This window comes from Arthrobacter sp. PAMC 25486 (assembly GCF_000785535.1).
Taxonomy (GTDB): domain Bacteria; phylum Actinomycetota; class Actinomycetes; order Actinomycetales; family Micrococcaceae; genus Specibacter.
This window is the reverse complement of sequence record NZ_CP007595.1, coordinates 483,383-509,706: the sequence shown is the minus strand read 5'-3', so window position 1 is coordinate 509,706 and position 26,324 is coordinate 483,383. Positions and strand designations below refer to the sequence as shown.

Here is a 26,324-nt window from a genome sequence, read left to right as displayed (position 1 = left end):
GTTCTTGATCTGTGGTCTTGCTGCCCAGACGATGCTGCCGCGTTCCCCAAAAGACCCCTGAAGGTGCTGCCGCGTCGGGAGGTGGGTGTCCGCCATCGAGGCTTTGTCATGACATGAACATGCGGGCGCGTTGGCGTTCGTGTTGCATTTGCGCGATTTCCAGGCCCGGTGCCGTAACACCGAAGTCCTCGCGTCCCAGCGTCAGGACAAGTGCGACGCCGTCACGCACCTCCCGGTGTGCGGCGGCAAGGACGCGTTGGCCGGCATTTTGGCCGAGCGGAATGCCGCGGATCGCGTTCTGCGTCAGCGAGGTGACGGTGGAAAACAGGTACGTGCTCAGCAGTTCCTCCAGCGGCACGCCCAGGTTCTTGCCCGCGATGGCGAAGGCCAGGGCCGGGTGGCCGGCGCACTCCCCCGAGCCGACCGCCGTCGCATAGTCCTCAAGTTCCGCGCAGGGGAAGACAGAGCCGGCGATGTCGAGCATGCGCGCACCCATCTTCACCCCGGCCTCCCGGATCTCCCGGGGCAGGGCTGCTGCGTGCAGTTCCCTGTCCACGCGGAACAGTTCGGCCGGGGTGTCCGCCTCGTAGGCGAGGCGGATCGCGAGCCCGTCCGAGTGGACGAGCTGGATGCGGATGAACTGGGTCAGCCAGTTCGCGAAGCTTTGCTCATCATGAACAATGCCCCGCTCGAGGTGTGTTTCCATGCCGAGTGAGTGGCTGAACGCGCCGGTGGGCAGCGCCGAATCGCTCAGCTGCAGCAGCGGCAACAGGTAACTCGGAGCGGCCGTCATCTTAGTGCGTGTGTTCTGCGTGGCGGAACGGCACGGGCATGACGCGTTCCTGCCGTGAGTACGGCACACCCACGTGCTTGAGGTAGTCCTCCACCGTGTGGTCGTAGGCGAGCACCATGACCTGGGCCTGGTACTCGCTGTCCTCGCCGAAGAACTGGGCTTGCATGTGCCGGTTGCCGAGGTTGTGAGCCACGACGCCCATCTCCCTGACGGACTCCGGGGCGATCACCAGGACGTCGCTGTGCTCGACGGAGATCACGATGGCGTCCTTGTCATCAAGATGGAGGACATCGCCGTCACGGAGGTCGGCCACGGCGTCTCCGGCCAGACGGATGCCCAGCTCTCGGCCATGGTCGGTGGTGACGCGCAGGATGCGCTTGACCAGCAGGGCCAAGGGCAGCACGACGCGTTCCTCATGCAGACCGTCAAGTGCCGCCGGGTCAAAGCTTGCTGTCGCCGGGTCAAACTTATTGCCAAGGATGGCTTCAATAATCAATGGTTCTCCTTTTAGAACAGGAAGTAGCGTTGCGCCATGGGCAGCACGCTGGAAGGTTCGGCCGTGACAACCTCGCCGTCAACACGAACCTCGTAGGTTTCCGGGTCCACCTGGATGTCGGGTGTTTCGCCATTGTGCTTCATGTCGGCCTTGGTCAGGTTGCGGATGCCGTGGCAGGGACGCACCTCGTGTGCCAGGCCCAGCTCGGCAGGAACCCCCGCATCGATGGCGGCCTGGGACAGGAACGTGATGGAGGAGGAATGCACCGCCCGGCCCAGCGAGCCAAAGTTGTGACGGAACGTGCGCGGCTGCGGTGTGGGAATGGAGCCGTTGGGATCTCCCATGATGGACATCACCATCTGGCCGCCCTTGATCACCATCTCCGGCTTCACACCGAAGAACGCCGGCTCCCAAAGCACCAGGTCGGCAAACTTGCCTTCCTCAACACTGCCAACGTAGTCACCGATGCCGTGGGCAATCGCCGGGTTGATCGTGTATTTCGCAACAAAACGCTTCAGCCGCGCATTGTCGCCCAACTCGGGGTCGTCGTCGTACTTCCCCCGCTGGCGCTTCATGGCGTCTGCGACCTGCCAGGTGCGCAGGACCACCTCGCCGACGCGGCCCATCGCCTGGGAGTCGGAGGAGGTGATGGAAAAGATGCCCAGGTCGTGCAGGACGTCCTCGGCGGCGATGGTTTCTTTGCGGATGCGGGAGTCGGCGAACGCCACGTCCTCGGGGATGTCCGCGCTGAGGTGGTGGCAGACCATGAGCATGTCCAGGTGCTCATCGATGGTGTTGACGGTGAAGGGCAGGGTGGGGTTGGTCGACGCCGGCAGCACGTTGGGCAGGGCGGCGATCTTGATGATGTCCGGGGCGTGGCCGCCGCCGGCGCCTTCGGTGTGGAAGGTGTGGATGACGCGGCCGTCGATGGCCTTGATGGTGTCCTCCACGAAGCCGAACTCGTTGAGCGTGTCGGAGTGGATGGCGACCTGGACGTCGAATTCATCGGCGATTTTCAAGGACATGTCGATGGATGAGTAGGTTGCGCCCCAGTCCTCATGGACCTTCAATCCGATCGCGCCGGCGCGGACCTGCTCGGCGAGGGGTTCACGGGCACTGGCGTGGCCTTTGCCGAGCAGGCCGACGTTGATGGGGAGGTTGTCCACGGCCTGCAGCATCTTGGAAATGTGCCAGGCTCCGGGACTGACGGTGGTTGCCTTGCTCGCGTCTGACGGGCCGGTGCCGCCACCGATCAGTGTGGTGACGCCGGATGCCAGGGCGACGGGGACCTGGTCGGGGCTGACAAAGTGCACGTGGGTGTCGATGCCGCCGGCGGTCATGATTTTGCCTTCACCGGCAATGACGTCGGTGGCGACGCCGATGGTGATGTTCACGCCGTCGGAGATGTCAGGGTTGCCGGCCTTGCCGATCTTGAAGATGTGCCCGTCGCGCAGGGCGACGTCCGCCTTGTAGATGCCGGTGTAGTCCAGCACGATGATGTTCGTGATGACGGTGTCCGGGATGTCTTCGTCCCTGGTGCGCTGGCCGTTTTGGCCCATGCCGTCGCGGATGACCTTGCCCCCGCCGTAGACAACTTCCTCCCCATATTTGGTGTGGTCGTGTTCGATTTCGAGGAAGAGTTCGGTGTCTGCCAGTCTGACGGCGTCACCCGTGGTGGGACCGTACAGGTCGGAATACTGCTTGCGGCTCAGTTCAAAGCTCATTGTCCGTCCTTTTCGGTGGTTGCGTTTTGCCCGGCACCTGGGTGGGCGTCTGCGCCGTCGAGCTTCCCATTGACTTGGTCACGGAAGCCGTACACATGACGGGTGCCGGAGAGTTCGATGAGGTTCACGGTCTTGGGATCACCGGGTTCGAAGCGGACGGCGGTGCCCGCGGGAATGTCGAGGCGGCGGCCGTATGCGGCGTCGCGGTCGAATTCCAGGGCGTCGTTAACTTCGGCAAAATGGTAGTGGGAGCCGACCTGGACGGGGCGGTCCCCGCGATTGACGACGGAGAGTTGAATGGCTTCGGAACCGGCATTGCAGAGCACCGGCTCATCACGCAGAATGTATTCCCCTGGTTTCATGGGTGGGCTTCCTTTGGCGCGTAAGGCTGGTGTCAGCGAATGGGATTGTGCACTGTGACTAGCTTGGTGCCGTCGGGGAAAGTTGCCTCGACCTGAACATCCTTGATCATCTCCGGCACCCCTTCCATGACATCCGAGCGGGAAAGGATGGTGCTCCCCCAGCTCATCAGGTCAGCAACTGTGCGGCCGTCGCGTGCCCCCTCGATCAACTCATAGGTGAGGATCGCGACCGCTTCGGGGTGGTTGAGTTTCAAGTTCCTTTTTTGCCTGCGGCGGGCCAAATCGGCGGCGACAACTATCATGAGCTTTTCCTGCTCACGGGGCGTCAAATGCATATATTCCTCCTCAGGAGCTAACGGATCTAAGTCTCCACCCGTTATCTGCAACCGGCAAGAGACTACGCCGGGAGGTCCGTGGAATATTGTTACAGTAGCATGGCGTTTCGGTGGCGCATAACTCGCGAATTTACGCGGGTTTTCGGGGGTGTGCCGGGTGGGTGCGGGACTTAAGCGGGGACGCGTTTATAGGGGGGTTTGTGTCGTGGATTGTGGCAGACTTTGGCCGGCGGACCCCTTTGGTGCGTTTACGTGCTAGGGAACTTGGGGCAGCGCACCACAGGCCCGGCCCCGGGAATGTCCCGGGACCAGGCCTGCCAGGTTGCGGCGGGTTGGGCTAAGCGATCAGCTCAGCCAATACAGCGGTGCGGACCACCATCTTGCCCGTGTTCGCCCCCTGCATCATGCCGAGGAACGCGTCGACGGCGTTGTCGATGCCATCAACCACCGTTTCGTCGAAGGCGATCTCACCGGCCGCGAACCATTTGCTCATGTGGCCGTTGAATTCCGGGGCCAGGTCAAGGTAGCTGCCCAGCGTGAATCCCTTGAGCGAAAGTCCGCGGGTAATCATGTTGACCATGTTGTCCGGGCCCACCTTGCGGTCTGTGACGTTGTAGCCGGCGATGGCACCGCAGAGGGCAGCGCGGCCGCCGGGGTTGAACACGTCAAGCGCGGCTTCCAAGTGGTCCCCGCCGACGTTGTCGAAGAAGACGTCGATGCCCTCAGGTGCGGCGGCGGCGAGCAGTTCGCGCACAGGTCCGGACTTGTAGTTGAAGGCGGCGTCGTAGCCGTACTTCTCCGTCAGCAGGGCGACCTTCTCCTCGCTTCCGGCCGAGCCGATGACGCGGCCGGCGCCCAGCAGGCGGGCAATCTGGCCGGCCGCGGTACCAACGGCGCCCGCAGCGCCGGAAATGAAGACGGTGTCGCCGGGCCTCATGCCGGCGATCGCGGTCAAGCCCACATAGCCGGTGAATCCCGTCATGCCGAGCATGCCCAAGTAGACCGACAGCGGCACGCCGGGCAGTTCGGGAACAACCTTGAAGCAGGCGGCGTCTTCCTGGACAACATCCCGCCAGCCGAACTGGTGGAGCACCACTGACCCAACGGGAATATTCTCGCTCGTGGATTCAACGACGCGGCCAATGGCCCCGCCAGTCATGGTCTCACCCAGTGTGAATGGCGCAGCATAGCTCTTGGCGTCACTCATTCGCCCGCGCATGTAGGGGTCCACCGACATGAACTCGTTGACGACCCGGACCTGTCCCGGCCCGAGCTCTCCAAGCTCCAGCTTCACGGTGGCGAAATCGGCGGCAGTGGGCCAGCCACTGGGTCGGGCGGCGAGCTGAATCTGGGTGCTGACTGATGTGGACACGGTGTGAACTTCCCTTGGTGTGGCAGGTGGTGTGGCTCCGCGCTCCGGTTTGCGGTGCACATGGCCTATTATGGATTGAATGATCCACTATATAGTGGACTGACTGGTTCACAAAATGAGGGGCTCCATGGGACGCGCACAAACGTTTGACACGGACGAAGTCGTCCGCGCTGCACGGGCAGTGTTTTGGGAACGCGGCTATGAGGATGCCTCCCTGCCCAGCCTTGAGCGCGCCACGAGCCTGAGCCGCTCAAGCATCTACCACGCCTTCGGCAGCAAGCGCGGACTCTTCGACGCCGCCTTGGCCAGCTATCTTGCCGAGATCATCCGCCCCCGGCTGCAGCCGCTCAACTCCCCCGATGTGGCTCCGGAGGCGATCACCGACTACTTCAGCGGCCTGCGCGCCGCCCTCGCCCAGCCCGATTCCCTGCAGTCGCACAATGGCTGCCTGCTCCTCAATGCGGCGGGGGCGCCTATTTCCCATGAGGAAGCCGTGAGTCATGCGATCGCCGGCTACCGGGATGAGCTGAAGAACTCGCTCGGCCGGGGAGTCGCCGCCCACCGTCCAGGGATTGACGACGGCGCCCGTCTCCAGTTGGCCACTGTGCTGAGCTCACTGGTGGTTGCGGCCATGACCTTGTCCCGCATCGACAATGCGCAGGCCGTGGCCACCCTGGACACGGCTCTGGCGTTGCTGCAGGATTAATTCTCCCGGGAGCGCCCGCCCGCCCGCCTGGGCAGGCGCCTTGGTGAGGATTCGCGCCGCGGTGGTGGCCGCCGTCGTACCTCCCCTGCTGCAGGACGTCTTGCCGATCCGCGCCAACTCCGCCGGGACAATCCTGTCGGGAACAAGCAACGGCGGGCTGGCCTCAACTGTGCCGGGCCGCGACATCCCAGGGGCACCGGACGCTCAAACCGGGGCAGTTGCGGCAGAAAAGATCGCCTCCAGCCTGGCACCGGGCTTCGTCCCGCCTCCGCCAAGGAGTGCCCGAACATCATGCTAAAGCACCTGCAGCGTGGTGGATCCGTCACCTCCATGACCATCGGCGGAACTGTCATCGGCGGACCTCATCCGCAGTGCTCGCGATAAGGGGGCGCGTGCCTCATTTAGAAAGTGCTCGCGAAATCTCCGGCTGTGGCCTGGAGTTCCTGGTGCGCTGGCGGAAGGGCTTGCGGGTCGCATTGTCGGCGCATGGATGATGCCCCACCCGTGCAACAATTCATTCATGAACTTAGTGTGGGGCGAGGAATGTGTAGCGAAGATCCAGCAGCAACTGGTTGGGATGACGGCTCCGGACGGCAGCAGTCTTGAGCAAACTGCAAGGAATATTTGTGCAGCCACTGTGCGGGAGGGTGTTTTGCCTGCCACGTTGACTGTCGGGGCTTTCGCCTTCAGCCTGGCGATTCTGCTGTTGAGCCTCTTCCCGAGGGAATCGATGGCACGGACCCGTCGCTTGGCCACCGTCGTCCTGTCGTCCGCCGTCTGGGCCGGGTCAATCTGGGCGGCTTATCTGTTGGGTGCGTGGTATCTGCAGTTTGCGATTGGTGCTGGAATTCTTGCCGCGCTGTTCTTTCTCATCTTCATCATCATTGCTGACCAGCTCGCCCCGTCACTCAACGGAGGGGATGCGTGGCTCAAGGGCCAGTGGCGGGCCCGGGCAGGGAAAGGGGGGCCCCGCACCTGAGGAAACGACGGCGCAATGGTGACGCACGCCGTCGTGCTTCCGTGGCGGCAATCAGCTGGTGGTGCTCACCGCCCAAAAGACGCTGGCCAGGGACCGGCTGATCAGGCAGGTGCAGGGCATGGCGAAAGACCCTGACGTGCCCCAGCCGGTTCCCCATGAGTTGCGGATGGTGAAGCGCTGGCAGGCATCGTTCTAGCCCACCGCTACCACGCAGTGCCCGCCCAGAACTGCTTCGCCGGCTCCGGGCATGGGGACGGTGCCGGCAACCTCGACGCTTTCGAAGCGGCCGTACACGGTGAAGCCGAAACCGCCGGGTATCCAGACGCCAGGCAGCCCTTCAGCTGGCTGAGCGACTGGCCCACGCGCGAGTAGGTAACGGCCCGTGGGTCCTTGGCAGCCGCAAAGCAGGAAGGCGGCGGATGGACGGCGAACCGTGTGATGTCGTACGGCCACAGAGTTTCATCACAGACGCCCGAGCCGGCGACCGACTTGATGCCGTTCTGGATCTGCGCATCGGCGTCGGAACCGACAGTGCCCTCGATGACGCGCTGGTTGTAATGGATGAACAGGTGCGACGGTGTTGAAGTGTCGGCGAGACCCTCCTTCAGCGCAGCAGACCGGATCACCCCCAACACCGCCTGCACCGATGCACCGATGCACCGATGCCAGCTCGACGGTGGACCCCTCAAGAATGTTTGCGTGCCGCGCATAGCCGTGCACCTCCAGCACCTGCCCGCCACCATGCCGGGACACATTTGGTGCACTCCACGACCAAGCTGTGAGTCAGCGACATATTGCAGACGAGCTGGAGGCAGGTCAATCCTGAGGTGGGGGTTTGGGGTTGGTTTTGTTAGAGGAGGGCGGCTACCGACTGGTACCCGTCGCCGATCTCCTGGCTCGGGACGTCCCACACCCTTGTTGTGCCTGTGGTGCCGGAGTGGGGCCAGCCCGGGTCGCCGTCGGACAGGAAGCGGAGCGCCGAGGCGTGCAGTTCATCGGCCAGCTTTTGCGGCGGGGCGTCGCCGGCAATCTCTGTCACACCCTCGCGATCCAGCAGGTCGAAGAAAAAGGGCACCTCAAGGCAGTCGAAGGCGCAGTCGTGGACCGGGGAGCGCCAGGAAAAGCGGTACACCCAGGTGGGCGCCGTGCCGCGGGCTTTCACCAGTGCCGGGATGAAGGCGCGGAAGACGGAGTCCGTCAGGTACCTGCCCATGATCGCGGCCGTGCCACGTGCCTTGACGTCCGCATTGGCGCCCAGATAGTCGCTGCGTTTAGTTCCGCGCAGCCCGATCCGTCCCAGCAAGAACCCGGCGGGAATCCATTTGAGCTTGTTCTTCATGTCGGAAAAGATCATCGAGAATTCATCGTCGTTGGAGCCAATGACGAGTGGCTTGTCTGCTCCGACGCCCGAGCGGATGGCCTCTATCGTGGGCTGGGTGATGAGCCCGCCATCCATGACGGGTCCCAGACTGAGTCCTTCCTCGGCCAGGGACTGCAGCATTTTCAAGGGTGAGCCCTGCGGCATCGCGGCCTTTTTCTGCAGCCCCAACAGCCTTTCCTCATCGACCGATTCAAAGCCGGTGCGGGTGGGCGCCACCCCGGCCTGTTCCGCCAGCTTCCTGGCAAATTCCCGCGACCTGTTCAGCGTGACGTCGGCGGTCACCCCCGATGAGCAATACACGGCGCTGAACAGCTTTTGTGCGCTCGGCAGGCCCAGCACGGTTAGCACCGCTCCACCGCCGGCGGATTGCCCGGCGATCGTGACGCGCGCCGGGTCGCCGCCAAAGGATGCGATGTTGCGCTGCACCCATTCCAGCGCAAGCAGCCAGTCCAGGACGCCACGGTTGTGCGGGGCACCCTCCACCCAACCGAATCCTTCAAAGCCCAGCCGGTAGGACATCACCACGGTGACGGCTCCGTCGCGGGCAAAGGCGGTGCCGTCGTACCAGAGGCTCGCCGGGGAACCGGAGGTGAAGCCGCCGCCGTGGATTTAGACCAGGACGGGCAATCCGGCGTCTTCGCCGGGCGACGGTGTGAACACGTTGACGTTCAGTGTCGACGGGCCTGCAACAGAGGGTTCCGGGATCAGCGTGCTCCCATTGTCTCCACGTTGCGGTGTGGCCCCCATTTCCAACGCATCCCTGACACCCTCCCACGGCCCATGCGGAACCGGGGCGCCAAACCGCAGCGGGCCCACGGGAGGTTCCGCAAACGGTATGCCCAGGAAGACAGCGCACTGGTTCCGCCAGGCGCCCCGGACGAGTCCCGCCGTCGTGCGTGCCTCAACGAAAGCTGTCACGGCGCTCACAGCCGCAGCCCGTGCCCGAGGCTCGCGTGCGGATCAGCAGTATTCACAGGTACTCCTTGTGACGGATTTGTAAAACGGTATCCCGTTCTGTTTTAGCGGTCAAGGAGGGGATGCGCCTATGCTTGGCCAATGGCTGCACGAGGATCTTACGCAAAAGGCATCGCCAAGCGCGACGAAATTCTAACCACCGCCCTTGAGGTGATTGCCACACACGGCTACCGCAAGACCTCCCTCAGGGAACTTGCCACCGCCGTCAACCTCAGCCAAACCGGACTGCTGCACTACTTTGGCACCAAGGAGGACCTCTTCATTGCGGTGCTGCGCAAGCGTGACGAGGTCGATACGGAGACCTACGGCCTGGGCAGCGGGAAAGTGATTGGCATCGAGGCGTTGCTGAATGTGGTGCGGCACAATATCGATGTCCCGGGACTGGTTCATCTCTATACGCAATTTTCCGCCGAGGCCTCCGACGCCAGCCACCCCGCCCATCATTTCTTCCAGGAACGCTCAGCTTACTTTCGGCGCATGATCACCACCAGCATTGAGGCGCAGCAGGCGGCAGGCACCTTGCCCCCGGCACTCGACGGCGAAGACATCGCCATGCTCATGATCGCCAGCAGCGACGGCCTCCAGAGCCAATGGCTGCTGGATGACACCATCGACATGGTCGGCGGTCTCACCCGGCTGTGGGAGGCATTGACGCGCAAGTAGTTCAGCGCCGACCGCACCGCCCTTCCCGCGTCCGACGGCGCCCGCGTCACCCAGGCCGGGCCCGCCCAGCTGCCGCAGGCCGGCAACCCGGGGTCCGCCGTCGCGCCTCCCACAGTCAACAAGACCCTTGCGAGCCTTGCGCTTTGAAACCGAGCGCTATACGGTATTCGTATGGGGCCCGCCTGCGGACTGCCCCCCTAGGCAACCCGTGGGCGCAGCCAGCGCCGGCCAACGACGGCCGCACCACAGTCAATCACCGCTAGCAAAGGACCGTCATGACCAACCCCACGCCCGAAGAAGTTGTAGGGTCCCTGAGCCTGGAGCAGAAGGCTGGACTGACCAGCGGTGCGGATTTCTGGACGTCGCAGGAGGCTCCCGGCGTCCCATCCATCATGCTGACCGACGGCCCGCACGGCGTGCGGAAGCAGCAGGGCGGCTCCGACCACCTGGGCCTGAACGCCAGTGTTCCCGCGACCTGTTTCCCGCCAGCAGTCGCGCTGGGTTCAAGCTTTGACGCCGAACTGCTGGGCCGGGTGGGCGTTGCCTTGGGCGAGGAGGCGCGCGCCGAAAGTGTTGGCGTACTGCTCGGACCGGGCGTGAACATCAAGCGCTCCCCCTTGTGCGGGCGCAACTTCGAGTACCTCTCGGAGGATCCGATCCTGTCCGGCGTGCTGGGCGCGGCCCTGGTCAACGGTTTGCAGTCCCAGGGTGTTGGCGCCTCCGTGAAGCACTTTGCCGCGAACAACCAGGAAACCGACCGCATGCGCATCTCGGCCGACATCGATGAACGCCCGCTGCGCGAAATCTACCTGCGCAGTTTCCAGCGCGTGGTCCAGGACGCCGCGCCGTGGACCGTCATGTGCTCCTACAACCGCATCAACGGCGTGTTCGCCTCCCAGGACCCATGGCTGCTGACCTCCGTGCTGCGCGAGGAATGGGGTTACCAAGGCCTGGTGGTTTCCGACTGGGGAGCCGTGGTGGACCGCGTTGCATCCCTGACCGCCGGACTTGATTTGGAGATGCCGTCCAGCGGCGGCCGCACCGACGCCGAGCTGGTGGCCGCCGTCGGCGCCGGTACGCTGTCCGAGACTGTTTTGGACACCGCCGCCGTGCGAGTGGTGGATATGGTGCAGAAGGCCGTTGCCGGCGCGGATTCCTCCGCCACGTATGACGCCGCCGCCCACCATGCACTGGCCCGTGAGGCGGCTGCTGCCAGCATGGTGCTTTTGAAGAACGACGGCGTCCTGCCGCTCTCCCCCGATTCTTCCGTTGCCGTGATTGGCCATGTGGCGCAGGCTCCGCGTTACCAGGGTGCCGGCAGTTCGCAGATCAACCCGACCCGGCTGGACAATGCGCTCGATGAGATCCGCGCCCTGTCCACCCTCGAGGTTCCCTTTGCTGCAGGCTACAGCGAGGACGGCTCCTCCACACCCGAACAGACGGCAGAAGCCGTGGCTGCCGCCTCCGCCGCCGGCACCGTGCTGTTGTTCCTGGGCGTTCCCGCCGCGCAGGAATCCGAAGGCTTTGACCGCGACCACCTGGAGCTCCCTGCCCAGCAGCTCGAGCTGCTGGAAGCCGTCTTGGCCGTCAACGCCCGCACCGTGGTGGTCCTGTCCAACGGCGGTGTGGTGCGGCTATCAGCCTTTGCCGAGCGTGTCCCGGCCATCCTGGAAGGCTGGCTCCTGGGCCAGGCGGGAGGCGGGGCAACCGCACAGGTGCTGTACGGCGTCGTCAATCCCGCGGGACGGCTGGCCGAAACCATCCCGGTCCGGCTCGAGGACACACCAGCCTACGGGAACTTCCCGGGCGAGCACGGCCATGTCCGCTACGGCGAGGGTCTGCTGGTGGGCTACCGCTGGTACGACGCGCGCGACATGCCGGTGTCCTTCCCCTTTGGGCACGGCCTGTCGTACACCACCTTTGAGTATTCGGATATGAGCGCCGTGGCGGACGACGCCGGGATCACCGTTTCACTGACTGTCACGAACACCGGCGGCCGGGACGGCGCCGACGTGGTGCAGGTGTACACCGGCCTTTCCGATTCGTCCGTTGCACGGGCCCCGCAGGAGCTGAAGGGCTTTGCCAAGGTTCACCTGGCCGTCGGCGCCAGCTCGTCGGTTGTTGTTCAGGTGCGCCGCGAGGACCTGGCGTACTGGGACACCCGCATTTCTGCTTGGACTGTTGAAGGCGGCCCTTACACGGTGTCCGTGGGCGCCTCGAGCCGCGACATTCGGGCCGAGGCGTCCGTCGAGGTGGCCGGAGACGAGATTCGCGTGCCGTTGAGCGTTGATTCAACCATTGGCGAAGTTATGGCGCACCCGGTGGCTGGCCCCATGATCATGGCAGCCGTGGGTGGTGATGGTTCGGGCGGGATCCTAGGTGATCCGTCGATGCTGAAAATGCTGGAGTCGGCGCCCATTGGGCGCATGATGGGCTTCCCGGGATCGGGTGTTGAGCCGGAGCAGTTGGCCCAGCTGCTGGCGGCCGCAAACGCGGAGTAGCCCCTTTGCGCCGTTGCGCCGCTGATCGGGCTTGTCAAGGGATCGAGTTTGCAGTCCCGTTCCTGACTGCAGCCGGCTTGCCAGCAGGCACGACGGCGGCAGACTAGGTCCGCTTTTGGCGCACCTTGCGCGGTTGTTGCAGCCAGGGACGCAGCAGCCGCATGCTCAATGGCAGCAGGAGGTACGTCATAAGCGGCGTCAGGATACAGATGTTGAGCAGCACCGCTAGCACCAGCGGCCAGCCTTCGGTCACAGGCTTCAAGAGGATATTGGAGAGCAGGCTCAGCGGGAAGAAGGGCAGGAAGATGCCCACTGCCTGTTTCCACCGGGGCGGCACCACCGTCTCGGGCACCGTGATGGAGACGTCGCCCGGCTGGTCAAACCAGCCCTCGATGCCTGTGCGGTGCTCCACGCGGGTCATCTCCATGAGTCCGCCGCTGCTGTCGATCCACCACTTGCGCTCGTGCGATTCATCCCAGGCACGCAGCGTTTCCACGTCGGAGAAGCGGTACATGACGTGCCATTCATTGGACTCCATGCTGCTGCGAACCCAGCCTGAGCCAAGGTAGCCGGGCCATTCGCGGGCAAGCTCCTGGCCGGCATGCGCCCACGCGGCAAATTGACGGTGGTAGCCGGGCTGGACGGTGCGGGCGATGGAAACAGTGACGGGTTGAAGTTTAGGCACTGCGCAATTGTAGTGGACTTTGGCAAGCGACATCCACCATGTGGACAGCGCGGAGGCTGCTGGGCCGCGTCCTCAGTCAACGTGGCCAGGACGGACACCCCGGCCGGGCGGCCGCACCCAACCTGCGCGCTGGCGAGGCCCAAGCGCAAAGGGAGTGCCCGGCGTCGTGCTTGACCTAGTGGCTGGGCTTCTTGTAGATGCCGTGGGTGGCAATCAGGCCCATGATCACCGTGATGACGACGATCGCTGCAATGACGATGACGAGTCCAAACATGTTCATGGTGGCTCAGCTCCTGTGGTTTTGGCCGGTTGCAAAGCGGTTGGCAAACGATTTCGACGTTGACGTCCGCCTACCACCATCATGCACCCGCCAGGCAAGGAGTGGCCAGAGCGGGGCCCAGGGGCCGTCCGATCTTCCTGGTCAAACTATGTCCCTGCGGGGATGCCACGGCTATCATCAGAGTCAGTCATCCAATGGACGGAGCACTCCATGCAGCTCGGCGCATTCTCAGTCAGCCTCACGGTCAAAGACCTCAAGGTCTCCGTGGCGTTTTACGAAAAGCTCGGATTCACCCACCACGTTGGTGATGTGGCCCAGAACTGGCTCGTGATGAAGAACGCGGACGCCGTGATCGGACTGTTCCAGGGCATGTTCGAGAAGAACTCACTCACGTTCAATCCAGGCTGGAACCAGGACGCCCGACCTGTATCGCCGTTTACCGATGTGCGCGAGATCCAAAAACGACTCAAGGCAGACGGTGTGGAATTCGTCACCGAGGCCGATGAGGCCACGTCCGGCCCGGCCAGCTTCGTGGTGCTGGACCCCGACGGGAACCCCATCATTGTGGACCAGCACGTCTGACCGGGGCATAACCATGAAGCTGACATTGACTGAATTCGTGAGCTTGGACGGAGTCTGCCAGGGCCCGGGCTCGCCCGAAGAGGACACCAGCGGCGGCGTTACATGTGGCGGTTGGTTCGTCCCGCACATGGACCAGGACTTCCTCGACCTCGCCGCCGCATGACTGGCACTCGCGGACGCCCTGCTACTGGGCCGCCGCACGTACACCGCCTTCGCCCGCGACTGGCCGCACATCATTGACCCCGCCGACCCCTTCACGGCACGCATGAACAGTCTGCCCAAATATGTTGCCTCCAACTCTCTGGTTGAGGGTTCGTGGTACCCCACCACCATCCTGTCCGGCGACGTCCGGGCGCGGCTCACCGAGCACAAGTCGCAGCCGGGCGGAGAAATCCCAGTACATGGCAGCGCCACACCGGCCCAATCACTGTTCGCAGGCGAACTGATCGACGAACTCCGACTCGTCATCGCCCCAGTCGTCGTGGGCAGCGGCCGCCGTCTCTTCCCTGACGGCTGCGCTCCTGCCGGGCTGCGCCTCATCTCCTGCCGCACCCCGCCCGGGGGCCTGTCCCTCAACAACTACCAGGTCACGGGCTCCCCCGCCTTCTCCACTTACACCGGCGTGAGTGACGTCACCTCCCACTGAGGCACGACGGCGGCGGGCGGCGCATCGCCGTCGTGCTTGGCCGCGGCTCTTGGCCGGTCGTGCAAAACTTGAGTCATGGATCTGATGGTTTCACCAACGCTGACGATTCCCGCGGCGGAGCTCGGCTGGCGGTTTTCGCGTTCCTCAGGGCCTGGCGGCCAGCATGTGAACACCTCCGACAGTAGGGTGGAGTTGCTGTGGAACGTGGCCGAATCCGAGGTGCTTTCCGATGAGCAGCGGGCCTTGCTGTTGACCGGGCTGGGGCGCAGGCTGGCGGGCGGCGTCATCACGGTGGCCGCGCACGAACAGCGCTCACAACTGCGCAACCGCGAAATTGCCATGGAAAAACTGGGCGCACTCGTTGCCGCGGCCTTGGCTCCGCCGCCCGCCTCGCGCCGCTCCACCAAACCCACCCGCGGATCGAAGCGGCGGCACCAGGCCGCGAAACAGCAGCGTTCGGCGACGAAACAACTGCGGAAACGGCCGCCGTCGGACTGACTTTCGGTACTGTTGAGCCATGACAGGCACGACGGCGGTTTTGCTGGCGGCGGGTGCCGGGTCCCGGCTGGGGCTCGGGCCCAAGGCGCTGCTGCCGTTTCGTGGCACCACACTTGTTGCCCATGCGGCGGGCGAACTGTTGCGCGGGGGCTGCACCGAGGTGGTCGTGGTGATCGGCGCGGGCGCCGCTGACGTGCGCGCCACTCCCCTGCCGGCCGGCTGCCGTGTTGTCTTCAACCCTCGTTGGGAAGAGGGCATGGGAACCTCCTTTGCCGCCGGGATCGCCGCGGCCGGTGACGGACCCGTCCTGGTGGCGCTCGTGGACCAGCCGGGCATGAACTTCGGAATCATAGAAATCCTGCTTGCCCGCCACAGGCCCGGGCGGATCACGGCGGCCGGGTACCGCTCCGGCCATGGAGTGGCGGGCCTAGGCGGCGCCGACCCATGTGAGACGGATCCAAAGGGGACGGACCGCGGGGCTTTGCGGCGAGGCCATCCAGTGTTGTTTTCGCCGGAACATGCATCCCGGGCCGCCGCCATGGCATCAGGCGATTCAGGCGCCCGCTCCTACCTCGCGGCCCATCCGGACATCGTGTCCCTGGTGGACTTCAGCCGCTTCACCGATGGCGCCGACATCGACACCCCGGAAGATCTGCACCTGCTCAAAAACCCTGACCCCGAGCCGAACTGCCCCGAGCCAACCTGACTGCTCCTACCCTTCACCCACCCATCACCCACCCCGCCGAGGTGTGAGATCGCGCCCTGTGCTCGTGCCTCGTACAGGGCGCGATCTCACACCTCGGCAGTGGCACTGCCCCAGGGTGACGGGCGCCCGACCGTGGAAGGTGGCCTCCCGTCGTCGTACTTTAACAGGAGGAACATCACCTTCAGGAATAAGGCCCGGGGCGTCGGGGGTTGTCGCGAAGGTACACCCCAACCAAACCCCTGGAGATGTCCTTGAACCTGTTTTCACCCGTCATGCTCGGCGATCTCGTACTTCCCAACCGGCTGGTCATGGCACCGCTCACCCGGTCCCGTTCCGGCCGCGACGGAGTGCCCGGGGAGCTCGTTGTCGAGTATTACCGCCAGCGCGCCTCCATGGGCCTGTTGACCAGCGAGGGCGTCTACCCCAGTTTCGCCGGGCAGGCGTTCGTCCGCCAGCCAGGCCTGGTGACGGATGCACAGATCGAGGGCTGGAGGCGGGTCACCGACGCCGTGCACGCCGACGGCGGCCGCATCATCGCCCAGGTCATGCACTCGGGCCGGGTCACCCACCCCGACACCAACGGCGGGCGGACTGTGGTCGCCCCCAGCGCTATCGCAATCGACGGCGTGACCCGCACCTATGAAGGCAAGGCGCCCTACCCCGTGCCACACGCGCTGGAACCGGCAGATTTGGCCGGCGTCGTCGACGAGTTCGTCCAGGGTTCCCAAAATGCCATGGCCGCCGGCTTTGACGGTGTGGAACTCCACGGCGCCAACGGGTATCTCCTCCACGAGTTCCTGGCCCCGTCCGCCAACCAGCGTAGCGACGACTATGGCGGCAGCGCGTCAAACCGTGCCCGCTTCGTCATCGAGACCGTCACGGCGGTGGCGGAGGCCATCGGCGCCGGCAAGACATGGCTGCGCATCTCCCCCGAGCACAACGTCCAAGGTGCCCTGGAAACCGACCCTGCCGAAACCGAGGCCACCTACACTGCGCTGGTGGCCGGCATCGCATCCCTGGGTCTGGCGGGCCTGAGCATATTGCACAAGGATCCCTCGGGTCATCTGGTCCAAACACTGCGCACCCGCTTCGGCGGCCCGGTGTTGCTGAATACCGGCTTTGAAACTGTCACAACCCTTGCCGATGCCCGGTCCACCGCTGACTGGGCGGACGCCGTCGTGGTGGGCCGGCCTGCCCTGGCCAATCCTGACCTGGTCCGCCGCTGGGCCGAGGATCTTCCGTTGAACGAACCGGACCATCGCACGTTCTACACCGAGGGCGCCGCCGGCTACACGGACTACCCGTTCTGGGCCAACTAGCACCAGCGGACGCCCGGGAAGCAACAGCCGCGACCAGCTCTGCCGGGGCGTTTTTCGACTGCCGGGCATTGCCTGAAAGTCGTTGTCTCCGGGGCCACTCGGGGGTGCAGCAGCTGGACGGGAATCCCTGTTTAGGGTGCACCCCCACACCACACGGGGAACCGGGAAAACCCTGTCTGGGGGCTCCGTTGCAAACTTCCGTTATAAGCGCTTACACTTGCATTCGTGAGTGCATGCTTCCCTTTTTTCCCTGCCTTTCCCGCGCAGGTGACGCCCAATACAAACATCTTGGTGTTGACGGCTGTTTGACGTTGCAAGTCATCCGTTGGCTGTACTGGAAGAACCACTTTTTGACCCCTGCGTCTGTCAAGGAAAGGGCTGAGGCCGTGTTGGATGGGTAAGCTGCACCGTGCCATGATCCAGGACGTGGCCATGCTGTCCGGATTGTCAATCTGCACTGTTTCACGGGCGCTGCGGGGCCTCCCCAACGTTTCGGCAACCTCGTATGACAAGGTTGCGGATGCTGCGGCCCAACTTGGGTACGTGGCCTCGTCGGCAGCGTCCCGCCTGGCAGGCGGCAGCACCGGTTCCATCGCCATCATCGCCCCCACCACCACCGCCTGGTTCTTTGCCCATGCCGTGGAAACGGCGGAGGAGGTGTTTGCCGCCAGCGGACACGACACCATGATCATCAGTTTGCGCAACGACCCGGCAGTCCACCAGCGGCTCTTTGGCGACTTGGCCGCCCTCGCTCAAAAAGTGGACGGAGTGCTGCTGCTCAATATCGAGTTGTCGGATGCTGAGATCGAGGCACTGGACGTGTCAGCCCTGGCTGTGGCCAGTGTGGGCATGCACAACGTCCCCTGGGACAATGTGGGGATCGACAATGTCGCGGCAGCCCGCCTGGCCACCGAGCATCTTCTTGGCCTGGGTCACTGGGACTTGGCCATCCTGTCCAACCGTGAAAAGGGCAACCGTTCGGTGCTGACCGCCACCGAACGGCGGCACGGCTTTGAATTGGCCCTTGCAGAGAGGGACATTATGGTCGACCCGGATCTGGTTATTGACGCCGGCTCCAGCATTGAAGGCGGGCAGCGGGCCATGAACGAACTCATTGAAAACCGCGGTCTTCCTAGCGCCGTCTTTGCAGGCTGCGACGAAACTGCATTCGGCGCCCTGACAGCACTGCATGACCATGGACTCTCCGCACCAAGGAACATCTCCATCATTGGACTGGACGAACACCCCATGAGCAAGTTTATGGGCCTGAGCACCGTGCAGCAGCCGGTTGCCGACCAAGGCGCCTTGGGGGCGAACCTGCTCGTGGAAAGACTGCAAACCCCGGCCTCCGGGCTGGAACCGGCCAACCACCTGCTGGCCACAACCTTGCTCACCCGTACAAGCACCCGGCGCAAACGGTGAACCAGCCCGTCCCAGTTCCGCAGAGCTTTCCCTTCCCGCCCGCGCATGCCCTGCATTTGCCCGGCACCCCATTCGTCTGAAAGGACACACCGTGTACGCAAATTCTCCCCGTGATCCCTGGACTGGCGCCAAAGCCGTCCTCTTTGACCTGGACGGGGTGCTCACCCCCACCGCCGAGGTCCACGAAACCGCGTGGCAGGAACTCTTCGACGGCTACCTGGCCCACATCGGATCCACGGCCCACTACCGCGGCAGTGACTACTTTGAATACATCGACGGCAAGCCCCGCTTTGACGGGGTCCGCGACTTCCTGTCCTCACGCAGCATCACACTGCCCGAAGGCGGGCTGTCCGATGACCCATCCCTGAACACCGTCCACGGCTTGGGGAACCGCAAGAACAAGGTCTTCAACGACATCGTCTCCTCCCGTGGCGTGGCCCCCTACCCGGGGTCTGTGCGATTCATTGCGGAAGCCGAAGCCCGCGGCCTGATCCTCGCAGTGGTCTCTTCCTCCCGGAACGCACCGGTAGTACTCAAGGCTGCCGGGCTGGAAAAGCATTTCCCCATCGTGGTGGACGGGGTGGTAGCCAACGCTAAACACCTGCCAGGGAAGCCCCACCACGCAACTTACAGTTATGCCGCAGAACTGCTGGGTCTGCCCACCGCCACGTGCATCGTGGTGGAGGATGCCGTCTCAGGCGTCCAAGCCGGGGCGGCTGGAGACTTCCATTCCGTCATCGGCGTCAATCGAGGAGCCGGTGCCAGGACGCTGCTCGACGCCGGAGCCACCTATGTGGTGGATGACCTCGCCGAACTGCTGTGACTGGGCACTCCTGCACACGGCTGCAGCACATCCGCCCCACCACGGTTGCCGTCACATCGCCACCGCTGCACCAGATTCTTCATTCCACCACCACTAGATACAAGGACCGCCAACCGTTATGGCACTGATTTCATCAGATCGAACCCGCTTCCCCGCTGACCCGTGGAAGCTGCTGGAAAGCACACACACCCCCGGACAGGTGGGTGCGTTGGAGACCAACTTCAGTATCGGCAATGGCCACCTGGGGATCCGCGGCGCCCACTTCTCGCCCGAGGACACCGAACTGCCTGGAACGTTCATCAACGGATTCCACGAAACGTGGGAGATCAAACACGCCGAAAACGCCTTTGGTTTTGCCCGCACGGGCCAACGCATCCTCTATGTGCCGGACGCCAACAACTTCACGGTGGTCATCGACGGCGAAGAACTTACGTTGGCGGGTTCCACTGTCCTGGAGTACCGGCGCATCGTGGATTTCGCCACCGGTATCTACACCACGGACATCACCTGGGCATGCGAGTCCGGGGCCGTCGTCATGACCACGGAGAGGCGTGCAGTGGGCTTTGAGGTGCGCGGCAACCTCGGCCTGTCCCTGACCCTGAGCAGCGACCGGGACATCTCCGCCGACATCACCTCCACGCTTGTGAACCGGCAGGACCAGCCCGTGGAGGACCAGTCCGCCTCGGACCCGCGCCGCCCGGGCCGCCATGCCGGCAGGGTTTTGCTGCCGCTGGATTTGGACGGTGCCGGCGGATCGTTGCGCATGTCCTGGCAAACTGCCGAATCGCACCAAAGGGTGGGAGTCGCCGTCGACCATGTCCTTTCCACACAAGAGCCGCCCGCCGAGACGGTGGCGGACCAGGATCTGAGCACCGTCCGCTACGTTGTTGCCGTGCAGGCCGGGGAGGTGCTCACGCTGGAGAAATCGGTGAGCTACGCGGTGGCGGACGAGGGGTCGGACACGGATGTGCGTGCCGTGGCTGCCGCGGATCTGCGCCCGGTGCCGGAGATTTTTGCTGACAGCACCACTTACTACGCCCGGTACTGGGCCACGAGCGACATCGTGGTGGGCGGCCTGCCGGAACTGCAGCAGGCGGTGCGGTGGAACCTGTTCCAGCTCGCCGCGGCGACGGCGCGGGCGGATGTGGCGGGCATCCCCGCCAAGGGCGTCTCAGGTTCCGGCTACGAGGGGCACTACTTCTGGGACCAGGAAATCTACCTCCTGCCGTACCTGACCTACAACAATCCGCAGGCGGCCCGTGCTGTCCTCCAGTTCCGGCATGACCTGCTGCCGCTGGCCAAGGAGCGCGCCGCCGAGCTGAGCGTTGACGGTGCCCTGTTCCCCTGGCGGACCATCAACGGGCTGGAGTCCAGCGCGTACTATGCCGCGGGCACCGCGCAGTTCCACATTGCCGCAGCGGTCGCTTTTGCCGCCAACCGGTACGCGTGGGCCAGTGCCGACGCCGACTTCCGTGACCACCAGGGCGCGGACCTGCTCGTGGAGACGGCCCGCATGTGGGTGTCGCTGGGATTCTTTGGTGCCGACGGCTCCTTCCACATCCATGGTGTGACCGGCCCGGACGAGTACACGGCCGTGGTCAACGACAACCTTTACACCAACGTCATGGCCCGCTTCAACCTGCGCGCGGCCGCAGCCTGCCCGCATCCCGGGGTCACCGACGCAGAACGGACCATGTGGCGGGGCGCTGCCGACCGCATGCACCTGCCCTTTTCCCGGGAGTTCAACATCTACTCCCAGGACAACGACTTCATGACGCTGGAGGCATGGGACTGGGACACCCCGCGGGACAAGTACCCGCTGCTGTTGCACTTCCACCCGCTGGTCATCTACCGCCACCAGGTACTCAAGCAGGCCGACACTGTGCTGGCCATGTTCCTGCAGTGGCAGGAATTCACGGCCGAGGAAAAGCGCCGCGCCTTTGATTTCTACGACCCGATCACCACCGGCGACTCCACCTTGTCGGCGTGTGTGCAGGGCATCATGGCCGCCGAGGTGGGCCACCCGGTACAGGCCATGGCCCACTTCACCGAGGCCTTGTTCATCGACCTGGACAACTCGCACAACAACACGATCGACGGCGTCCACATCGCCTCCACCGGCGGCATCTGGAGCTCGCTCGTGTCCGGTTTTGCCGGCATGCGTGACCAAGGCGTGATGCTCAACTTCGACCCCCGTCTGCCCGCCGATTGGGACAGCCTCGACTTCCAGTTAAAGGTGCACGGAAACCTCCTGGGCGTCTCCCTCACCCATGGCGGGATCACGTTCAGGTACGACGGCGGCACTCCCCTCCCCCTGAAGGTCAGGGACACGGTGGTGTCCGTCGCGGCCGGGGAGCCGGTCACGGTGCCACTGGCAGAGGCACCCGCACTGGTCCCCTTGGCGGGTTAGCTGTACCGGGGCCCGCACCGGGCGGGCTGCTGGCCCGGTGCGGGGCCGGGCGGGTTTTTCTCCGCAGGGCCGCCGTCAGTTGCGCAGATCCATCCATTGCACCTGCTCGTCGGATCATTGAAGGGAAAGTCCCGCCATCGAGGTGCCGGTTTCCTCCACGCTGCGGGGACCGATGAGCGGGAATGTCGGAAATGGTTGCGCGAGCACATAGGCCAGCGCAATCGCGGTGGGGGTCACGCCCAGTTCGGCTGCCAACTGCCGGGTCCTCCCTGTTGGTCAGGTGTTCACAACCGGCCCACGGGACATCCAAGGCACGGGCCAGGCCGAAGTGATCACTCACCGCGGCAAAGCCCGCTTGCCGTGCTTGGCGGCGTACGCGTTGGCTTCAACGAAGCGGGCCGGGGTCCAGTTGGACCCACCAAAGACACGCAGCTTTCCCTCCTCAAGCTGCCGTGCAAGTGATGCCGGATCGCAGTACGGCGTGTGGGCGCCCTTGCCTATGCTGAAAACGTCCTTCCGGATTCCGCGGTTGGCAACCCATTGGCCCAGGAGCTGCTCCTGCCGGCCGCCGCCATAGATGTGGGCCGTGTCGAAGGCGTTGCCGCCGCGCTCGAAGAAATCGTCGAACATGACCGAGGCGTGGCCCAGGGTTTCCTGGTTGTCGCAGCCTATGACGAGGCGGGCAACCTGTTTCGCCACCCCGGCGACCGTGCCGTAGTGCATGGCAGCGTCGTCGCGGCGCTCCAGGGGGCGCCCGGAGGCGGTGGGGACCGGTGCGGAGTCTGCCTCGAAAGGGTATTGCAGGCCGATCGTGGAACGCCAGCTATCCAGGACCTGTGCGTTGCCAAGAGTGGCGGCCCAACTCATGTTTGGGCTCTGTTGCTGCGCCGCAAACTCGGCGACGGAGTCCGCCTCAAGGGGGTATTGGTGAGCGGGGGCAATGTGGATTGTCTCCACCGGCTCCCCCGCCCTGGCCACAACGATGTCGGAGCCGTCCGCAGTGCTGGGCAGCCACGGATCCGCCACAGTAATGGTGCCGTGGGAGCCGGGGACGGTGGTTTCATTTCTCCCGGTCAGTCTCACGCCGCAACTCACCTGCGCGGTGATGCCCTGCGGGAACCCGAGGGCAGCGGTGGCCCATTCGTCCACACCGCCCGGACCGATCGTGCCTTTCGCCGAGAGGGAGACAGCTTCGGCAAAGTTGGCCCCCTGCGGCGCCGGCCAACAGCCGTGCGGTGGAAACCGGGTATCCGCCGACGTCCAGGATGCCGACGCCGGCCAGGTTGGCGTCCATGAGCCGGTGTCCGGCCGGCAGCTCCGAGGCGAAGGAGAGGGTGAATTCTATGTGCTGCACGTCCCCGGTGGCACCATCTCGGACAAGTTCCGCCAACCGGATTGTCTGCTGGTGGAAGCGGCACATGAACCCTTCCGCGTAGTAGCGTCCGCTCCGACGCGCCGCCTCGATCACAGCCATGGCCCCGGCGTGGTCCACCGAAGCCGGTTTCTCGCAGATGACATGCTTGCCCGCCTCCAGGGCAGCAATCGCCAGAGCGACGTGGCTGGTGTGCAGGGTGGCAACGTAGAGGGCGCCAACACCGGGATCGGCGAACAGCTCCGGGTAGCTTGCATGCGCACGGACCTCCGGCCCAAAACTTGCGGCAAAGCTCTGGGCCCGGGAAGGACTGCGCCTGGCCACCGCCACCCATGTGCCGGTGCGGCTGTGTTGCAGTTCTTCAGCAAAACGTCGGGCGATTCCGCCCGGTCCAACGATTCCTCAACTGATTTTAGTGACCAACGCCATCACTTTCGCTCTCCCGGCGAGCACCGGCTTATGGAGGGTGTGAGCAGGCAGGACCGTGGTGCCGTGGCTCACACAATGCGGGTCAGCGTAGCAGCTGGAACCTTCTCCGGCAGTTGCTGACGCGTTCGGCCAGCCCTTTGCCGGGAACGGCGGAAGGTGGGCCTGCGCTGGAAGGTCAGCTCCCGCCGTCGTACATCAACACATGCCGCGGCACCTTCAAGACCGGAGGGGGTCCCTGCGTTAGTATGGCCGAATGCGATGGTTTCTACGATGAGGCGGGAGGCGTCCTTGGGCGCGCATCCCTCCCCGGGGCTACCCCGGGGCACGAATTATTGCCTGATTCATGCACCGCAGGTGCGTCACTGCGCTCCGCGCAGCAGCGCACCCGCACAGACAGCCAGGTCATCGGAGAAACCATCGCAGCCCTGACCACTCAGCACGGCCCCGAGCATGCCGAGCCGACTACAGCCTCTGTTACGGCAGCCTCGGCGACCCTGAAGCGCACACCCCGACCGTCGTCATCCACCATTGCCTCGACGCTGGCACAGGCCTTTCTCGGTTCCCCTGACTGGTCCAAGCCCGGCCTCGTGGACGCCGGCGCCCACGTTCTGGGAGCACGACGGCGTTGGCTGGGACCGCTGGCTGCCCACGTTCTGCGGGGGTATCCCAGGCCCCCGGTCGATGCCCCGAGGGAACTCGCCGCGGTGGTTCTGCAGTGTGAGCCTTTTCTGGACGCTCTCGCCAAGGCCGCCCAGCAGCGCAAGCCGATCCGTCTGGCCAATTATGTACTGGCTTCGGCCGTGGCCCGTGAGAACCTCGTGCAGGGTGCGCCCCGCATCGACACCTTGGCGGATCTCGCAGCCTTACTCCATGTTAACTGCGGCGAACTTGAGTGGTTTGCCGACACGAAGCATTGGAACCGGCGGGCGGGCGGCACATTGGCGCATTACCGCTACGAGTGGCGGACGCGCCCGGGCAGGCTCCCCCGGCTGCTCGAGATTCCGGCTCCGCGCCTGCGCTCCATCCAGCGCACAGTCCTGCGCGAACTGCTGTATCCACTGGAGCTTCATGATGCGGCGCACGGATTTGTGCCGGGCCGCAGCGCCGTCACGGGAGCGGCCCAGCACACCGGGCGGGACGTGGTGGTGAACCTCGATTTGGTGTCCTTCTTTGCCAAGGTCACGGCCGGTCGCGTGTTCGGCACGCTGCGGCAATCCGGTTTCACTGAGGCCGTGGCGCACCGGCTGACGGGCATCGCCACGCATGTGGTTCCGCCGCGTGTTTTGTCCCTGATGCCTCCCGGCGGTGATCCGGCCGAGAGGTTTGCGTTGCGCCAGGCCCTCTCCCTCCCGCATCTTCCGCAGGGTGCGCCCACCTCGCCCATGCTCGCGAACCTGTCTTTGCGCCGGCTGGATGCGCGCCTTGCTGGCCTAGTTGAGAAGTTCGACGGCGGCTACACCCGGTATGCCGACGACCTCGCCTTCAGCGGTGGTCGCGACATGGCGCGGCGCGCGGATGCTTTTGTACGAGCCGCCACCGTGATCGTGAAGGATGAGGGGCACAGCGTCAACCGGCTGAAAACCCGGGTGCGCCCGGCCGGAGTCCGCCAGAGCGTCACCAATGTGGTGGTCAACGAGCGCACGAATGTTCCCCGCGTGGACTTTGACCGCTTGAAGGCAACCCTCCACAACTGCCGCGTCCACGGCCCGGAATCGCAAAACTGGAATGGGCACCCTGATTTCCGCGGCCACCTGCTCGGCCGGATTTCCTGGGTTGCGGCGCTCAATCCTGCGCGGGGCGCCAGGCTGCGCCAGGATTTCGACCGCATCCAGTGGTGATCTCCTCCCGCCCTTCCTCCCGCCCGTGCCACTGCTGAGATGTGAGATCGCGCCCTGCCGCTGGCTCAGTAGTCGCCGCGCGCGGGCGTCATCTCACACCTCGGCGGAAGGGCAGGGGCGTTGACGAGGGTCATATGCTGGGGGCATGACGACGACGTCCACTGCTTCCGCGGCCACGCTCGCTGCCAGCCTGGCCGAAACCGGTTACCTGGCCGACGAGGGCCTGTCCACCATCGCATATCTGGCCTTGGCCATGGAACGGCCGCTGCTGCTCGAAGGCGAGCCCGGCACCGGCAAGACTGCCATGGCAGAGGCCCTCGCGGAAGCGTTCAAGCTCCCGCTCATCCGGCTCCAATGCTACGAGGGCATCGATGCCGCACAGGCACTCTACGACTGGGACTTCACAGCACAGATCCTGCACCTGCGCAGTGTTGAGGCTGGCGGCGGGAACTTGACAACAGCCGAACTCGAGAAATCACTGTACGACGAGCGGTTCCTGCTGGCCCGGCCCATCCTGAAGGCGCTGCAGCAAAGCCCGGCCGTGCTGCTGATCGACGAAATTGACCGGGCGGACGACGAATTTGAGGCGTTCCTGCTCGAGGTGCTCTCCACCTACCAGGTATCCATCCCGGAATTCGGCACGGTCAAGGCAGCGACCCCGCCGATCGTGGTGCTCACCTCGAACCGGACCAGGGACCTGCACGACGCACTCAAGCGCCGCTGCCTGTACCACTGGATCGACCATCCGGGACTGGCCCGCGAGGTGGCGATCGTGCGCACCCGACTTCCAGAGGTTCCGGCCTTGCTGGCCGAACAAGTCGTCCGCGCCGTGCAGCAAATCCGTTCCACGGACGACGTCATGAAGCCGCCCGGCGTGGCCGAAACACTTGACTGGGCCCGGGCGCTGCACCTGCTGGGCAGCGTTGAGCTGGACCTGGAATCTGCCGCGGCCAGCATCGGGGCGCTGTGCAAATACCGCGAAGACACCGAACGCGTCTCGGCAACGCTGGCCAGGATGCTGGGCTGA

28 protein-coding genes and 1 pseudogene are annotated in these 26,324 nt (G+C 64.6%); 17 read left to right on the top strand and 12 right to left on the bottom strand.

Annotated features, from left to right (window positions below; all coding sequences use genetic code 11):
* Positions 1 to 106 precede the first annotated feature (106 nt).
* The 6 genes from art_RS02415 to art_RS02390 all read right to left on the bottom strand — a co-directional run bounded on the left by art_RS02415 (position 107) and on the right by art_RS02390 (position 5,082).
* A complete protein-coding gene (locus art_RS02415; RefSeq protein ID WP_038462252.1) occupies positions 107 to 793 on the bottom strand; it encodes an urease accessory protein UreF in 687 nt (228 codons plus the stop codon).
* Position 794: 1 nt separating this feature from the next.
* On the bottom strand, positions 795 to 1,289 hold the full coding sequence (gene ureE, locus art_RS02410; RefSeq protein ID WP_038462249.1) for an urease accessory protein UreE: 495 nt from the start codon (positions 1,287 to 1,289) through the stop codon (positions 795 to 797).
* Between the two features lie 11 nt (positions 1,290 to 1,300).
* Positions 1,301 to 3,013: an urease subunit alpha gene (ureC, locus tag art_RS02405; RefSeq protein ID WP_038462248.1), complete on the bottom strand. Its 1,713-nt coding sequence runs from the start codon at positions 3,011 to 3,013 to the stop codon at positions 1,301 to 1,303.
* Positions 3,010 to 3,375 (bottom strand): urease subunit beta, encoded by a 366-nt coding sequence (locus tag art_RS02400; protein WP_052135922.1) that lies wholly within the window; start codon positions 3,373 to 3,375, stop codon positions 3,010 to 3,012. The genes ureC and art_RS02400 overlap by 4 nt, the downstream gene beginning before the upstream one ends.
* A gap of 32 nt (positions 3,376 to 3,407) precedes the next feature.
* A complete protein-coding gene (locus tag art_RS02395) occupies positions 3,408 to 3,710 on the bottom strand; it encodes an urease subunit gamma (RefSeq protein WP_038462247.1) in 303 nt (100 codons plus the stop codon).
* A gap of 337 nt (positions 3,711 to 4,047) precedes the next feature.
* Entirely contained in the window at positions 4,048 to 5,082 is a 1,035-nt protein-coding gene (locus art_RS02390; protein ID WP_038462246.1) for an NADP-dependent oxidoreductase, read from the bottom strand.
* 127 nt (positions 5,083 to 5,209) lie between these two features.
* On the opposite strand from art_RS02390, the gene art_RS02385 reads away from it, so the two are divergent.
* The 4 genes from art_RS02385 (at position 5,210) to art_RS22470 (ending at position 6,963) form a co-directional block, all read left to right on the top strand.
* Positions 5,210 to 5,788, top strand: a complete 579-nt coding sequence (locus art_RS02385) for a TetR/AcrR family transcriptional regulator (protein WP_038462244.1) — start codon at positions 5,210 to 5,212, stop codon at positions 5,786 to 5,788.
* Between the two features lie 43 nt (positions 5,789 to 5,831).
* A complete protein-coding gene (locus tag art_RS02380; protein ID WP_157875104.1) occupies positions 5,832 to 6,086 on the top strand; it encodes a hypothetical protein in 255 nt (84 codons plus the stop codon).
* A gap of 222 nt (positions 6,087 to 6,308) precedes the next feature.
* Entirely contained in the window at positions 6,309 to 6,767 is a 459-nt protein-coding gene (locus tag art_RS02375) for a hypothetical protein (RefSeq protein ID WP_038462242.1), read from the top strand.
* A gap of 58 nt (positions 6,768 to 6,825) precedes the next feature.
* Positions 6,826 to 6,963, top strand: a complete 138-nt coding sequence (locus art_RS22470) for a hypothetical protein (protein ID WP_162182023.1) — start codon at positions 6,826 to 6,828, stop codon at positions 6,961 to 6,963.
* Between the two features lie 7 nt (positions 6,964 to 6,970).
* Here the strand turns inward: art_RS22470 and art_RS02370 are convergent, their stop codons facing one another.
* Both art_RS02370 and art_RS02365 read right to left on the bottom strand, forming a co-directional pair.
* Entirely contained in the window at positions 6,971 to 7,393 is a 423-nt protein-coding gene (locus art_RS02370) for a hypothetical protein (protein ID WP_052135921.1), read from the bottom strand.
* Between the two features lie 224 nt (positions 7,394 to 7,617).
* Positions 7,618 to 9,066 (bottom strand): annotated as a pseudogene (locus art_RS02365) (carboxylesterase/lipase family protein).
* Positions 9,067 to 9,204: 138 nt separating this feature from the next.
* On the opposite strand from art_RS02365, the gene art_RS02360 reads away from it, so the two are divergent.
* Together art_RS02360 and art_RS02355 are read left to right on the top strand one after the other, a co-directional pair.
* Positions 9,205 to 9,786: a TetR/AcrR family transcriptional regulator gene (locus art_RS02360; RefSeq protein WP_173425215.1), complete on the top strand. Its 582-nt coding sequence runs from the start codon at positions 9,205 to 9,207 to the stop codon at positions 9,784 to 9,786.
* A 275-nt stretch (positions 9,787 to 10,061) separates the two neighbouring features.
* A complete protein-coding gene (locus art_RS02355) occupies positions 10,062 to 12,287 on the top strand; it encodes a glycoside hydrolase family 3 C-terminal domain-containing protein (protein WP_038462240.1) in 2,226 nt (741 codons plus the stop codon).
* Between the two features lie 103 nt (positions 12,288 to 12,390).
* On the opposite strand, the gene art_RS02350 is transcribed toward art_RS02355, so the two are convergent.
* A complete protein-coding gene (locus tag art_RS02350) occupies positions 12,391 to 12,972 on the bottom strand; it encodes an antibiotic biosynthesis monooxygenase (RefSeq protein WP_038468358.1) in 582 nt (193 codons plus the stop codon).
* Between the two features lie 490 nt (positions 12,973 to 13,462).
* Here art_RS02350 and art_RS02345 point away from each other — a divergent pair, with 490 nt between their 5' ends.
* The 9 genes from art_RS02345 (at position 13,463) to art_RS02310 (ending at position 21,658) form a co-directional block, all read left to right on the top strand.
* The gene (locus tag art_RS02345; RefSeq protein ID WP_038462238.1) at positions 13,463 to 13,834 is read left to right on the top strand and encodes a VOC family protein; all 372 of its coding nucleotides are present in this window, start codon (positions 13,463 to 13,465) and stop codon (positions 13,832 to 13,834) included.
* Between the two features lie 37 nt (positions 13,835 to 13,871).
* Positions 13,872 to 13,997, top strand: a complete 126-nt coding sequence (locus art_RS23110; protein ID WP_301537949.1) for a hypothetical protein — start codon at positions 13,872 to 13,874, stop codon at positions 13,995 to 13,997.
* Positions 13,998 to 14,480, top strand: coding sequence for a dihydrofolate reductase family protein (locus art_RS02340; RefSeq protein ID WP_301537960.1), 483 nt, complete (start codon positions 13,998 to 14,000; stop codon positions 14,478 to 14,480).
* Between the two features lie 75 nt (positions 14,481 to 14,555).
* Entirely contained in the window at positions 14,556 to 14,978 is a 423-nt protein-coding gene (arfB, locus tag art_RS02335) for an alternative ribosome rescue aminoacyl-tRNA hydrolase ArfB (RefSeq protein ID WP_038462237.1), read from the top strand.
* 19 nt (positions 14,979 to 14,997) lie between these two features.
* On the top strand, positions 14,998 to 15,684 hold the full coding sequence (locus art_RS02330) for an NTP transferase domain-containing protein (protein WP_052135919.1): 687 nt from the start codon (positions 14,998 to 15,000) through the stop codon (positions 15,682 to 15,684).
* Between the two features lie 245 nt (positions 15,685 to 15,929).
* Positions 15,930 to 17,003, top strand: a complete 1,074-nt coding sequence (locus tag art_RS02325; protein ID WP_216699577.1) for an alkene reductase — start codon at positions 15,930 to 15,932, stop codon at positions 17,001 to 17,003.
* Positions 17,004 to 17,396: 393 nt separating this feature from the next.
* A complete protein-coding gene (locus art_RS02320; RefSeq protein WP_038462235.1) occupies positions 17,397 to 18,425 on the top strand; it encodes a LacI family DNA-binding transcriptional regulator in 1,029 nt (342 codons plus the stop codon).
* A gap of 91 nt (positions 18,426 to 18,516) precedes the next feature.
* Positions 18,517 to 19,248 (top strand): HAD family phosphatase, encoded by a 732-nt coding sequence (locus art_RS02315; protein ID WP_038462234.1) that lies wholly within the window; start codon positions 18,517 to 18,519, stop codon positions 19,246 to 19,248.
* A gap of 118 nt (positions 19,249 to 19,366) precedes the next feature.
* Positions 19,367 to 21,658, top strand: coding sequence for a glycoside hydrolase family 65 protein (locus art_RS02310; protein WP_038462233.1), 2,292 nt, complete (start codon positions 19,367 to 19,369; stop codon positions 21,656 to 21,658).
* Positions 21,659 to 21,772: 114 nt separating this feature from the next.
* Here the strand turns inward: art_RS02310 and art_RS22830 are convergent, their stop codons facing one another.
* The 3 genes from art_RS22830 to art_RS22820 all read right to left on the bottom strand — a co-directional run bounded on the left by art_RS22830 (position 21,773) and on the right by art_RS22820 (position 23,387).
* Complete coding sequence (locus art_RS22830) at positions 21,773 to 21,913, bottom strand: aldo/keto reductase (RefSeq protein ID WP_253901450.1); 141 nt, start codon at positions 21,911 to 21,913, stop codon at positions 21,773 to 21,775.
* 81 nt (positions 21,914 to 21,994) lie between these two features.
* Positions 21,995 to 22,741 (bottom strand): aldo/keto reductase, encoded by a 747-nt coding sequence (locus art_RS22825; protein WP_253901449.1) that lies wholly within the window; start codon positions 22,739 to 22,741, stop codon positions 21,995 to 21,997.
* Positions 22,719 to 23,387 (bottom strand): Gfo/Idh/MocA family protein, encoded by a 669-nt coding sequence (locus art_RS22820; RefSeq protein WP_253901569.1) that lies wholly within the window; start codon positions 23,385 to 23,387, stop codon positions 22,719 to 22,721. The genes art_RS22825 and art_RS22820 overlap by 23 nt, the downstream gene beginning before the upstream one ends.
* Positions 23,388 to 23,704: 317 nt before the next feature.
* Between art_RS22820 and art_RS02300 the strand changes: the two genes are divergently transcribed.
* The gene (locus art_RS02300) at positions 23,705 to 25,297 is read left to right on the top strand and encodes a reverse transcriptase family protein (protein ID WP_082000061.1); all 1,593 of its coding nucleotides are present in this window, start codon (positions 23,705 to 23,707) and stop codon (positions 25,295 to 25,297) included.
* A 145-nt stretch (positions 25,298 to 25,442) separates the two neighbouring features.
* On the top strand, positions 25,443 to 26,324 hold the full coding sequence (locus art_RS02295) for a MoxR family ATPase (RefSeq protein ID WP_038462232.1): 882 nt from the start codon (positions 25,443 to 25,445) through the stop codon (positions 26,322 to 26,324).